Here is an 11810-nt window from a genome sequence, read left to right as displayed (position 1 = left end):
GTTCTGTTGTCTTGTATGGCGTACCCGACAGAAAGTAGCGCAATCTCAGAGGCTTGTGCTACCCGGGACGGGGCGCGTCGTCAACGCGGGCGGCCGTCGCGTGATGGCACCAGCGGGTGCGGCGATGGTGGCGGTAGTAGGCGGCGAGCACCCCCGAACGCACCGCGGCGAAGGCCAGGAAGGCGAGCCACAGGCCGTGATTGCCGAGCCCATGGGTGAGCCACCAGAGCGGCAGGTAGACGGCGAGGCCGGCGAAGATGCTGTTGCGCATCTCGCGGATCGCGGTCGCGCCGATGAAGACGCCGTCCAGCAAGTAGCTCCACACCGCCACCAGCGGCATGACGACCATCCAGGGCAGGTAGGCCCCGGCCGTCTCCCGCACCTCCGGCAGGCCGGTGAGCAGCGCGATCAGCCCCTCGCCGCCCAGGGCGAAGGCCAGCGCGGCCGTGCCGGCGGTGATCAGCGAGAAGCGCGCGGCGCTCTTTACCACGTCGCCGAACTCGTCGAAGCGCCGGCGGCCCACGGCGCGCCCGGCCAGCGCCTCGGCGGCATGGGCGAAACCGTCCAGGGCGTAGCTGGTCAGCATGATGAACTGCAGCAGCACGGCGTTGGCGGCCAGCACGGTGTCGCCCTGGGCGGCGCCGCGGGAGGTGAAGAAGGCCATGGCGAAGAGCAGGCCCAGGGTGCGCACGAAGAGGTTGGCGTTGACCCGGAAGAGCTCGCCGTAGGCGGCAAGCCGCAGGATCCGGCTGCGCAGGAAGCGCCCCGCGAGCCCCCGGAGCTGGCGCGACACCAGCCACAGGCCGAAGGCCAGCGCCGTGTAGTCGGCGATCACCGTGGCCCAGGCCACGCCGTCGCTGGTCATGCCGAGCCCCACCACGAACAGCAGGTCCAGGGCGATGTTGACGCTGTTGGTCAGCACCAGGATGGCCAGCGTCACCCGCGAGTTCTGCTGACCGAGGAACCAGCCGAGGATGGCGTAGTTGGCCAGCACCGCCGGGGCCGAGAGCAGGCGGATGCGGGCATACTCCGCGGCGAGTTCGGTGGCCGCCGCGCTGCCGTCGAGCAGCCACAGCCCGAGCCGCACCAGCGGCTCGCCGGCCAGGATCAGCGTGAGGCCGATCCCCATGGCGAGCAGCAGCGACTGGCCGAGCAGGTTGCGCACCTCGCCATCCGCCTCGCGTCCCACCGCCTGGGAGGTGAGGCCGGTGGTGCCCATGCGCAGGAAGCCGAAGCCCCAGTAGAGGAAGCTGAACAGCGTCGCCCCCAGGGTCACCCCGGCGAGATAGCGCGAGTCGGGCAGGTGGCCGACCACGGCGGTATCGACGAGCCCGAGCAGCGGCACGGTGATGTTGGAGAGAATGATCGGCCAGGCCAGCGCCCAGATGCGCGTCGGCGTCCCGGCGGTCTTGGTCGACGTCACGGCGGGTCCCTCGATGGTCAAACGCGCCAGAGTGTCGTGTCCCGTCCCGTAACGCAACGGCCCCGCCGGGAAGCGGGGCCGTCAGGGTGCGCCGATGGCGATCAGAAGTGGTAGCCGACGCTGGCGGAGAAGAGGTCGATCTCGAAGTCCTCACCGCTCTCGCTGATGTCGTAGCGCTCGTACTCGCCGCGGATCAGGAGGCGCTGGATCGCGTACTCGGCGCCGATCCCGTAGAAGGGGTCGGTGCCGTCCTCGTCGGCGCTGACGTCATAGGATTGGCCGTCGATCTCGGCGTCGAGGTCGAGGTCCGCGTCATAGGCGATCATTCCGAGCTTGCCATGCACGCTGAACCCATTCGCGATGGGCAGCTTGCCGACCAGCGCTGCCGTGACGCCCTCCATGCCAAGCGTCAGCCTGGCCCGGTCGCCCCCGCTGGCCCCGCTGGCGGACGCCTCGCCGAGGTCCACGTAGCCGGCCTCGACGGCCACGTTGGGGTTGAACTGGTAGCCGGCAAACAGCTTGTACCCCGTATCGCTGTCATCGGTGTTCGCGCCGATGCGCTCGAGCCAGTCGAGGGTCTCGTTGTCCAGGGTGGCGTGGCCGATGCCGGCTCCCAGGTAGGGGCCCTCATGCGGGCCGACCCAAGGGTCCTGGGCGAAGGCGGGGCCGGCGACGAGAGTGGCCAGCGCGGCGGTGGCGATCAGGCGTTTCATCATGCGCTCCTTTGCATGGAGCGGGCGGCGCCCGCGGTACTGGGCAGGGGGCAAAAGCCAGCTACCCTGTTAGGAAACCCTGTGAACTTGTGTAACTCTCGTGAGTCTAGGCGCTGGTCTGAGGGTGCGCCACGCACAGGCCAGGGCCGGAGGGGCAGGGACACCCCGGTGAGGGCCAGGAATCCGCATAAGGAGTGAGCATGATGAAGCGACTGGGCAAGCGCATGATCGTCGGCCTGCTGGCCATGGGGCTGCTGCTGGGCAGCCTGCCGTCCATGGCCGTCGGCAACGACGAGAGGATCCGGCCGAGCGGCGGGGCGATGATCGCCGATGCCGTCATCGCCCGGCCGCTGCTGGCGGTGGCCACCCTGGGCGGCACGGCGGTCTTTCTGGTGTCGCTGCCCTTTTCGGCGCTGGGCGGCAACGTCGATGCCGCCGCGGAGACGCTGATCAAGACCCCGGCCGAGGCGACGTTCCGGCGCTGCCTGGGCTGCAGCGTGAGCCGCCGCGCCGACGAGCGCTAGCGCGCGGCGAGACCTGGCATCCGCCGCCGGCGCGGTTCAGGCCTCGGGGCGGCGGCGCATGATGGTGCCGCGATCCCCCACCGCGTAGGTGGCGCCGCCGCGGGTGGCGCACACCGCGCGCAGGCCGGCCTCGGTGCCGGTCTCCTCGCTCAGCCACTGGCCCTCGGTGAGGCGCAGGGCGCACCCGCGGGTGCCCACGGCGCTGACCCCGGCGGCCGGCGAGCCTGAGATGCCGAGCAGGTCGTCGCGCAGGCGCGTCGGCTCGAGCTGCCAGCGCTGGCCGTTGAAGTGCGCCAGGGCCCCGGAGAGGCCCACGGCGTAGATGTCGTCCAGGGCACGCCCCCACACGCCGTAGAGGAAGCTCTCGGTGCCGACGTTGAACTCGGCCCACTCGCGGCCGTTGTAGCGCAGCACCAGGCCGAAGTCCCCCACCGCCAGCAGGTGCTCGTCGTCCAGCCCCCAGAGCCCGTAGAGGGCCGAGGCGGTGCCGCTCGGCATGCGCCGCCAGCCCAGGCCGTCGAAGTGCAGCACCAGGCCCTCGTCGCCCACCGCGTAGAGCGAGTCGGGGCCGGTGCCCCACATCGCCAGGATCGTCAGGTCCAGGTGCAGGTCGAAGTGCAGTTGCCAGCGCTCGCCGTCGAAGCGGTAGATGCGCCCCAGCTGGCCGGCGGCGAAGAGCCCGCCGTGGCCGGCGTCCCAGACGCAGTGCACGGCCAGCTCGCTGGGCGCCGGCAAGAGCTCCCAGGCCTCGCCCGCCAGGCGCAGCACGGTGCCGGCCTCGCCGCAGGCGTAGCAGGTGCCGTCCGGCGCCTCCCACAGCCCCCACAGCTGGCGGTCGGTGGGCGAGGCCATGGCCTCCCAGGCCTTGGGGCGCACCGCCGCGGGCGGCGGCGCCAGGGCCTCGGTGAAGTCGGGGGCGGCGGTCATGATGGTGCCGAAGTCGCCCACCGCCAGGGCCTCGCCGGTGGGCAGGGGCACGATGTCCATCAGGTCGTGTCGGCTGTTGCTCTCCAGGCGGTCCAGGCGCAGGTCCTTCAGGTAGTAGAGGTGCCCCTGGTCGCCGACGATCAGCACGCCATCCTTGTAGGCCTTCAGCGCCCGCAGGCGCCGCAGCGGCGTCTCGAAGGTCAGCGCCTGGAACTCGCCGTTCCGGTAGCGCACCAGCTCGCCGCGAAAGCCCCCCTGGTCGATGAAGTAGCGCCCGCCGCCGAGCAGCAGCTCGTCGTCGCCGACCGCCAGCAGGGCGTGAAAGCCCGAGCCCAGTGGGCAGTCGAGCCGCGTCCAGCGCCCGTCATGGCTGCGCTCGAGCACCGTGCCCTCGCCGCCGGCGGCATAGACCCGCCCGCCCGGCGTGCAGGCGACGGCGCGCAGGTTGACCTGGGTGGGGCTCTCCTCCGTGCGCCACTGGGCGCCGTCGAAGTGCAGGATCATCCCGTCGTCGCCCACCGCCCAGGCCTCGCCGCGGGCGGTGCCGTCGATGGCGAACAGCGGCGTGTTCTCCACGCAGGGGGCGAAGCGGCCGCTCTCCTCGTCGATCACGCCGCCGCGCACCGCCTGCCAGGCGCGGCCGTCGAAGTGCAGCACGGTGCCCATCCAGCCCACCGCGATGAGCTGGTCCCGTGCGGTCCCCCAGAGGCCGTGGAGGGGCAGGTTGGTGGGCACTTGCATGCGCTGCCACTGCTGGCCGGCGTCGTCGGGGGCGCCGGTGTAGCGCAGCACCATGCCCTCGTCGCCGACCACGAACACCTCGCCGTCGCCGGCCCAGCCCGACCAGAGCACGTCGCCGTCGCCGGCGCCCACCTCGGGCACACGGCGCCAGGGGGCGCGCTGGGGTCGGTTGGCATTGCCGCCGTCGAGCAGCTGGCGGAAGAAACGGCGGCGATCGGCCTGGGGCGAGCCGGCATGGCGGGTCTGGGTCATGGCGTGGCGTCCTGTCAAAAGCGGCCAGTGAAGGCGGTGGATCAGCGGGTGGCGGCGTCGGGATCGGGGGGCCGGGGCGCATCATTGAGCAGGTCGGCGAGCTGCGCCTCGAGCTCGTCGCGCTGCTCGGCGGGGGCCTGGGCCAGGGCCGCCTCCAGCGCGTCGCCGGCCTCGCTCGCCAGCGCCTGCAGCGAGTGCGCCGCGGCCTCGGCGAAGCCCTGGCGGGCGTGGGCCACGCAGGCCTCCACCACCGGGGCGAAGGCCTGCGCCTCGGGGCCCTCGGGGGCCGCCAGCACGATCGGCTGGCCGCGGTCGGAGCCGCTGGCCAGCGCCGGCGAGAGCGGGATCTGCGCCAGGGAGTCGACCTCGACCTCGGCCAGCGCCGCGGCGAGATGCGCCCGCGGGAAGAGGTGGAACTCGCCGCCGCAGTGGGGGCAGGTGACGCCGGCCATGTTCTCCACCACCCCGAGCAGCGGCAGCTGGCGCTCCTGGCAGAAGCGCACCGCCTTGAGGCTGTCCATCAGTGCCACCTCCTGGGGGGTGGTGGCGAGCAGGGCGGCCACGTCGTGCCCCTCGAGCAGATCGGCCAGGGTGATCAGCTCGTTGCCGGTGCCCGGCGGCATGTCGATCACCAGGAAATCGAGCGGCCCCCAGTCGAAGGAGCCGATCAGGTGGTGCATGAAGTCGTGCTTGTAGGCGTCGCGCCACACGATGGGGGTGTCGTCGCGCTCCATCATGAAGGCCAGCGAGCCGACCCGCAGCGGGTGCGCGATGCCGTCGGCCGCGAAGGCCCGGGGCGCGAGCCCCTGCTCGCCGAGGCGCACGCGCTCCCCGACGCAGCCGAAGAAGCGGCTCTGGTTGGGGCCGTGGATGTCGGCATCGGCCACCCCCACGCGATAGCCCCGCGCGGCGAGTCCCGCGGCCAGGTTGGCCGAGACGGTGCTCTTGCCGACGCCGCCCTTGTTGGCCATCACCATGATGATCTGGCCGATCCCGGCCAGGCGCGACTCGATCAGCCGCTTCTCGTGGTGGCCCTTCTCGAGGCCGCACGTTTCCTCCTGAGGGCAGAACTGGCAGGCGTGGCCGCGACCGCAGTCCTCGGGGGCCAGCGCCAGCGGGTCGCGGGCGGGGCCGGGGTCGCGGGGGGAAAAGTGGGATACCGACATCGTGATGCCTCCTCAGCCTTGGGTGTCGCCGGCACCGGGGTCCAGCAGGATCCAGGTGTGGGTGACGCGCTTGTCGCCGTCGCGCTCGTTGTCGCTGCCCTCCCAGAGGGCGAAGGCCATCGGCACCCGGTCGCGATCGAAGCTCACCTCGTGCTCGCCCTCGGCCGCCAGCGGGCGCGACATCACCACGTGCCACTCGCTGTCCTGGGGGATCGCCTCCGGGTGGTAGTCGCTGGCGCCGGAGACGCGCTGCTCGGGCAGCCGGGTGGTGCTGCCGTAGCCGCCGGCGGCGAGGTTCTCGATGCGCTGCTCGTGGTCGGCGCGCCAGTACCAGATGTTGACGGGGGCGTCCGGGCCGGAGCCCATCATGTAGGAGGTGTCGACGTCGCCCAGGGCGTACTGCACGGCCACGCCGTCGCGGAAGTCGTCCACCGTGGTGGTGCGGTTCTCGCTGTCGTCCTTCCACTTCAGGCGGATGTAGAAGCGCTCGCTGGAGCGCGCGACCTGGAAGTAGAGGTGCTTGCCCCGGGTCGCGTCCTCGTCGAAGCGCAGCTGGACCGACTCATGCACCGGTGGGGCGGCCAGCAGGGTGGTGCGGTACATCGGCAGGCGATCCCAGATCAGGTCGTCGGGATCGTTCTGGACGCGCAGGTAGATGTCCTCGGGCAGCTCGGAGACCGTGACGGTGTCGCCGGGCTGGATCTCGTTGACGTTGGGGTTGAGCTCGGTGTGATCGGCAAAGGCGCCGGCGGTGGTCAGGGCCATCGCGAGTGCCAGGGAGCCGGGCAGAAGGTCACGCAGTGTCATGACGTGGTTCCTCGTCGGTCGGGTCGCGTTCAGTCCCAGAGGGCCTGGCGTGCGGTGTCGGGCGTCGGTCGGGCGTCGCTCGGGCCGGGGCAGGGCCCGACCTCGGCCTCGAGCGTCAGGCGCTGGCGGTCGGCCCAGTCGGGCAGGGTCTGGATCAGCCGCTCGAGGGTGGCGTCGAGCCCCAGGTCGCGCTGCCGGGCGTAGTGCTCACGCACGGCGTGCAGCAGCGGGCCGAGGCAGCGCGCCAGGAAGTCCCGCTGGGCCCGGCGATAGGGCGCGGGGTCGGCGTCGCCGGCCAGGGCGCGGCGCTCCAGGTGGCAGAGCAGGGCGCAGAACTCGAGCATCGCCACCAGGTGGTCCGGCTCGTCGGTGTGCCCCTCGTCACCCAGCGCCGCGGTCAGGCCGAAGTGGCGATAGAAGGCCTGGACGTTGAGCAGGTAGCTGCCGGGCGAGAGCCCGGCCAGCAGGTCGGGGTAGGCGTTGGCCACCAGGGGCACCCGGGGCTTGCCCCGCTCGCCGTGCACGAAGGTGGCCATGTAGCCCACCTCCAGGTCGGCGAGGCTGGCGCTCGGCGCCAGTCGCGGCCAGGGCTCGCCGGCAAGCAGCTGCCAGGCCTCGTCGAGGCTCGCGTGGAAGCGCCCGTCGGCGAAGGCCTGCTGGGTCTCGGCCAGCGGGTAGCCGAGCGCCGCGGCGGCCAGGCGGTAGACGGCGCCCCGCGCCTCGGCGCGGGCGACGGCGGAGGACGGAAGGGCGTGCGCTGCGGTCATGGTCGTCTCTCCCGGCTCAGCTGAGCTTGAACATCTCGGCGTGCTTGTAGCCGATCAGGGTATCCATCAGCTCGCTCTCGCGGCCCTCGGCCTTGGCCTGGCGCTCGGCCTGCAGGGTGTCGAGCACCTCGCCGACGCGCGGCCCGAACAGGCTCTCCAGGTACGCCAGCGGGATGCGCGGCTCGTCCAGCTCCCGGCCGTCGGCGGCGTACTTGGAGGGCGACAGCGGCGGCACGTAGAAGACGTTGGGCTGGGTGCCCCACTCGGGGTGCAGCGGCAGCGCCACCTGGTACTTGTCCACCAGCTGGTGGATCGGGCCCTCCTCGTCGTCGCGGTAGCCGATCCAGCGGATGCGGCCGACGCACTGCTGGGCGCAGGCGGTGGCCAGCCCCTTCTCGATGCGCGGGTAGCAGAAGATGCACTTCTCGGACTTGGAGATCTGCTCGTTGAAGTAGACCTTCTTGTAGGGGCAGGCGTTGACGCAGTAGCGATAGCCCCGGCAGCGTTCCTGGTCGACCAGCACGATGCCGTCTTCCTGGCGCTTGTAGATGGCGTTGCGCGTGCAGGCCGCCAGGCAGCCGGGATTGGCGCAGTGGTTGCACAGCCGCGGCAGGTAGAAGTAGTAGCTGTTGGGGTAGTCGCCCTCGCCCTGGTCCTCGTCCCAGTTGGCGCCCCAGGTGGGCTTCACGTGGGGGCGCAGCCACGGGTCGGTGCCGGTCATCAGCGCCTCCTCGTAGTTGTACTCCCACGGGATGCCGTAGTCCTCCTGGCTCGGCTGGCGGCCCAGGCGCAGCGCGCCGTCGGCGTCGAAGCCGCCGCCCATGTTCTGGTAGTCGCGCGGATAGCCGAGCCCCGGCTGGGTCTCCACGTTGTTCCAGTACATGAACTCGCGCCCGTTGCGGTTGGTCCACATCAGCTTGCAGGCCGCGGTGCAGGTCTGGCAGCCGATGCACTTGTTCAGATCCAGCACCATGCTGAGTTGGCGTTTGACAGCCATGGCAATCTCCTCTTAAACGGCCCGCGGATCGGCGATTTCGTCGGCTGTGGCCAGCGCGATGTCGTAGCTGCTCTCGTGGATCACCTGGTTGGCGTTCCACTTGGCGTAGATGAACTGCAGGTGGCCCCAGCCCCCGACCAGCTCCAGCGGCTGCAGCAGGGTGGCGTGGGAGTTGTTCATCGGCTTGCGATGGATGTACTGATGCGGCTCCCAGCCGTGCTCCATCATGATCGAGTCGGCCGGAATGCTCGGGTAGAACTTGGCCTGGGCGAAGAACTCGCCGTTGGCGTTGAACAGCTTGACCCGGTCGCCGTCCCGGATGCCGCGCTCCGCGGCGAGCTTCGGATTGATGTAGATGTTGGGCTCGCCGCGCTGCAGCCGCAGCAGGTACTTGTTGCTGCGCCAGTTGGAGTGGATCCCCCAGCGGGCGTGGGGCGAGTAGAAGTGCAGCGGATACTTCGACGCCTCGGGGCCGGCGTAGAGCCGCGCCGTGGGCACCGTGGACTTCAGCTTCACGAAGCGCGGGTGGTCGCAGTAGAAGGTGATGCGCCCGGTGAGGGTCTCGTAGGGCTGCTTGCCGTCGGTCTGGGCGGTGAAGGGGTTGTAGGGCTGGTCCTTCTCCAGCGGCTGGTTCAGGCCGGCCTGCTCGTTCATCACGATGAAGCCGCGCTCGGCCGCCTCCTCCACGCTCACGCCGCCGAACTCCGGCGAGTTCTCGACGATGTAGCGGAAGACGTCGTAATCGGTGTTGAGCTCGCCGTTGCGGGTGAAGTCGTCGTGGATGGTGTGCAGGTCGCGGGTCACCTCGCCGTCCTGGATCGGGCCGATGCCCCGGGCGATGGCGCGCTCCTGAATCTTCCTAGTCAGCAGCGTCATGATGTCCCAGTCGGGCTTGCACTCGCCCACCGGCGGTACCGATTGGGTGAAGACGTTGCAGAAGCGGTGGTAGCCCTGGGTGCGCAGGTCCCAGGCCTCGTAGTGGCTGGCCGCCGGCAGCACGTAGTCGGCCCACTCGGCGGTGGAGTCCATGCGCACGTTGATGTTGACGTAGAGCTCGCTGGCCTGGCGCAGGTGCTCCTCGCGGTAGGTCTCGGCGATCTTGTTGCGGCGGAAGGTGTTGTCGGCGATCGAGATCATGCCCTTGATCTCGCCGTAGTAGGGCATCCAGCCCTCGTCGATGGACTCCTGCATCATGGCTTCCATCTCGTCGACATCGAAGCCGGTGCGCTCCTTGAGCTTGGCGTTGTCGAAGTGGCGGCGGATGCCGTCCATCATGCCGCCGCGCAGCACTTCACCGAGGCCGCCCGGCTCGTAGCGGGCCGACTTCTTGCCGTCGAAGGTGGCAAGCTCGGTCCACTTCGGGTGGTTCCACACCACCCAGGAGGTGTCGAGCCCGCCGGTGCGGCCGCCGTGGCCGGTCAGCGCCAGCGCCAGGGCGTAGCCCCAGCCGATGTAGAGGCAGTTGGAGTAGCTCGAGGTGATGTAGCCGAGCATCACGATCGCCTTGCGGGCGGCGGCCAGGTGCCGCGCCTCCTGGCGCACCACGTCCGGGTGGATGTTGGTGTACTCGAAGGTGCTCTCGGGGGTGTACTTGGCCGCCTCCTGCTTGACCTGCTCGAAGACCGTGGTGACTTTGATGCCCTCGACCTCGAACTCGCCCTCCAGCGCCGGGTCGACGTCGCCGAGCTTGAGGGTCTTGTCATCGTCGCCCATCGAGCCCTTGGCCCGGACCGCCTCGCCGCGGGTCAGATCCCAGTGGTAGAAGACCTCGTCGGAGCCGCCCTCGACCAGGTCCGCCTCGCGCAGCAGCTTGCCGTTGTCGATGCGCACCAGCATCGGCAGGTCGGTCTGCTCCTTCATGAAGGCGGGCTTGAAGAGGCGCTCCTCGATGATCACGTTGACGAAGGACATCGCCAGGAAGGGGTCGGAGCCCTGCTTGATGGGCATCCACAGGTCGGTATGGATGGAGCTGGGGTTGTAGTCCGGGGCGGTGCTGGTGATGCGCGCGCCGTTGTACTTGGCCTCCCAGATGTAGTGGGCATCGGGGATCCGGGTGGCGTTGGGGTTGATCATGCCGAGCAGGATGTAGTCGGCGTCGAACCAGGCGTCGGAGGTGAAGCTTTCCAGCGGGTTGCCGTAGGCGAGGTGGGCGCCGGTGTTGAGGTCGCCCACCACGGTGAAGCCGTCGAGCTGGATGCCGCCCACCAGCGAGGCGAAGCGGTTGGGCGCCGACTGGCGCACCATGGTCTGGTTGCCCGAGCCCTGGTGCGTCTTGAGCTTGCCGGGGCCGTACTTCTCGAAAATGTCGATGATCTTGTCGGCGATCTCCTCGGTGGCCTGGTCCCAGGAGATGCGCTGCCACTTGCCCTCGCCGCGCTCGCCGGCGCGCTTGAGCGGGTAGCGCAGGCGATCGGCCTCGTACATGGCAGTGGAGTGGATGGCGCCCTTCTGACAGCCGCGCGGGTTGGCGTCGGGGACGTTGGGATTGACCTGGGGGTACTTGGCGATCTGCTCCTCGCGAATGACGATGCCGTCCTTCACGTAGACGTTCCAGGCGCAGTTGCCCATGCAGTTGATGCAGTGGGCGGCGTGGCCCACGCTGTCCCAGGTCCACTCGTTGCGATACAGATCTTCCCAGCTGCGGTAGGGGTACTCGCTGGCCAGGGTGTCACCGATCGGCTCCAGGCGATTCAGTGCCCAAACGTTGCCGCTGAGCAGGGCGCCGGTGCTCGTCAGCCCCAGCCCCTTCAGGAAATCGCGACGCCTCAGCTTCCACATTCCCATGGTTCTCTCCTCATCAACAGCCGCCGCCTGTCGATCGACCCGATCGGCGCCGGTGTGTGTACGACGCGCATGCCCTGCGCGTCGTCTGTGTTGCCGGGTGGACGTGATGTGTAACCGCGACGTCAAGACCGTGATTAATGGATTCCGGCTAATACTGGCTGTTCTTATTTATTGAACGTGATCTTCAGGAGTGCACGGGAATGTCAGGGTGTCGTACGCGAGCCGTGAAGAATCCTTCACTACGATGTCGGTCGAGCGCGGTTAACGGGTTTAAGCGTAGCACTCGCCAAATCTTGATGGACAGAAAGAAAGTTGCTCACTCAGCGGTTTTGAGTTGTCGTTTGATATGTATCAAGAAAACTCGGCGGCCCCCGGGGGAGCGCTCGGGATGCACGGGGAGAGGACGTCGCGAAGCCCGGGAAAAGCCGCCTGCGGCGGGCTCCGCGGGCCATTGGAGAGTGTTATGACGGCGCGGCATCCGGCGTCCGTATGACATGGCGCATGGACGCGGGCGAGGGAGCGTTATAGCGCCGGGAGTTAATCCACTAAAGTAGGCGATTTAGGAAACTTGAGTTGGCACAGTAAATCGTGTCGTTACTTTTTATGTCTCCCGGAAATTGAGAATGGCGAGTTGCCATCAAGTGGGTGATGCGTTAGCGCCACTTGAATAACGGTGAGTCGTAATAACCGGATAAACGCGCACGGTAAA

General features: G+C 69.2%; 9 protein-coding genes. 1 reads left to right on the top strand and 8 read right to left on the bottom strand.

Translation table 11 applies throughout. The features are described 5' to 3' along the window. Positions 1 to 58 precede the first annotated feature (58 nt). Positions 59 to 1423, bottom strand: coding sequence for an MATE family efflux transporter (locus C9F13_RS17050; protein WP_108447492.1), 1365 nt, complete (start codon positions 1421 to 1423; stop codon positions 59 to 61). A 101-nt stretch (positions 1424 to 1524) separates the two neighbouring features. Then, positions 1525 to 2136 (bottom strand): porin family protein, encoded by a 612-nt coding sequence (locus tag C9F13_RS17045; protein WP_157955219.1) that lies wholly within the window; start codon positions 2134 to 2136, stop codon positions 1525 to 1527. Positions 2137 to 2336: 200 nt separating this feature from the next. On the opposite strand from C9F13_RS17045, the gene C9F13_RS17040 reads away from it, so the two are divergent. After that, positions 2337 to 2660 carry a hypothetical protein gene (locus C9F13_RS17040; RefSeq protein ID WP_245888821.1) on the top strand — a complete coding sequence of 108 codons (324 nt, stop codon included), beginning with the start codon at positions 2337 to 2339 and terminating at the stop codon, positions 2658 to 2660. A gap of 36 nt (positions 2661 to 2696) precedes the next feature. Here the strand turns inward: C9F13_RS17040 and C9F13_RS17035 are convergent, their stop codons facing one another. From C9F13_RS17035 to clrA, 6 genes are read right to left on the bottom strand one after another with little or no spacing between them, the layout of a single operon-like run. Continuing rightward, positions 2697 to 4580: a WD40/YVTN/BNR-like repeat-containing protein gene (locus tag C9F13_RS17035; protein WP_211310994.1), complete on the bottom strand. Its 1884-nt coding sequence runs from the start codon at positions 4578 to 4580 to the stop codon at positions 2697 to 2699. Between the two features lie 41 nt (positions 4581 to 4621). Continuing rightward, complete coding sequence (locus C9F13_RS17030; RefSeq protein WP_108447444.1) at positions 4622 to 5746, bottom strand: Mrp/NBP35 family ATP-binding protein; 1125 nt, start codon at positions 5744 to 5746, stop codon at positions 4622 to 4624. Between the two features lie 12 nt (positions 5747 to 5758). Continuing rightward, on the bottom strand, positions 5759 to 6553 hold the full coding sequence (locus tag C9F13_RS17025; protein WP_108447443.1) for a DOMON domain-containing protein: 795 nt from the start codon (positions 6551 to 6553) through the stop codon (positions 5759 to 5761). 29 nt (positions 6554 to 6582) lie between these two features. Next, on the bottom strand, positions 6583 to 7320 hold the full coding sequence (locus C9F13_RS17020) for a molecular chaperone TorD family protein (RefSeq protein ID WP_108447442.1): 738 nt from the start codon (positions 7318 to 7320) through the stop codon (positions 6583 to 6585). Between the two features lie 16 nt (positions 7321 to 7336). Continuing rightward, positions 7337 to 8317, bottom strand: coding sequence for a chlorate reductase subunit beta (clrB, locus tag C9F13_RS17015; protein WP_108447441.1), 981 nt, complete (start codon positions 8315 to 8317; stop codon positions 7337 to 7339). Positions 8318 to 8329: 12 nt separating this feature from the next. Beyond that, the gene (gene clrA, locus C9F13_RS17010; RefSeq protein WP_245888820.1) at positions 8330 to 11101 is read right to left on the bottom strand and encodes a chlorate reductase subunit alpha; all 2772 of its coding nucleotides are present in this window, start codon (positions 11099 to 11101) and stop codon (positions 8330 to 8332) included. Between the last annotated feature and the right edge of the window lie 709 nt (positions 11102 to 11810).

Source organism: Halomonas denitrificans, from assembly GCF_003056305.1.
GTDB classification, from domain to species: Bacteria; Pseudomonadota; Gammaproteobacteria; order Pseudomonadales; family Halomonadaceae; genus Halomonas; species Halomonas denitrificans.
The sequence above is the reverse complement of the archived record's forward strand: the minus strand, read 5'-3'. Positions and strand labels throughout refer to the sequence as shown.

What these genes read in the sequence shown, in the direction of transcription:
- C9F13_RS17025 (WP_108447443.1), bottom strand. Translation starts at nt 6,553, where the DNA reads ATGACACTGCGTGACCTTCTGCCCGGCTCCCTGGCACTCGCGATGGCC.
- clrA (WP_245888820.1), bottom strand. Translation starts at nt 11,101, where the DNA reads ATGGGAATGTGGAAGCTGAGGCGTCGCGATTTCCTGAAGGGGCTGGGG.
- C9F13_RS17030 (WP_108447444.1), bottom strand. Translation starts at nt 5,746, where the DNA reads ATGTCGGTATCCCACTTTTCCCCCCGCGACCCCGGCCCCGCCCGCGAC.
- clrB (WP_108447441.1), bottom strand. Translation starts at nt 8,317, where the DNA reads ATGGCTGTCAAACGCCAACTCAGCATGGTGCTGGATCTGAACAAGTGC.
- C9F13_RS17045 (WP_157955219.1), bottom strand. Translation starts at nt 2,136, where the DNA reads ATGAAACGCCTGATCGCCACCGCCGCGCTGGCCACTCTCGTCGCCGGC.
- C9F13_RS17040 (WP_245888821.1), top strand. Translation starts at nt 2,337, where the DNA reads ATGATGAAGCGACTGGGCAAGCGCATGATCGTCGGCCTGCTGGCCATG.
- C9F13_RS17020 (WP_108447442.1), bottom strand. Translation starts at nt 7,320, where the DNA reads ATGACCGCAGCGCACGCCCTTCCGTCCTCCGCCGTCGCCCGCGCCGAG.
- C9F13_RS17035 (WP_211310994.1), bottom strand. Translation starts at nt 4,580, where the DNA reads ATGACCCAGACCCGCCATGCCGGCTCGCCCCAGGCCGATCGCCGCCGT.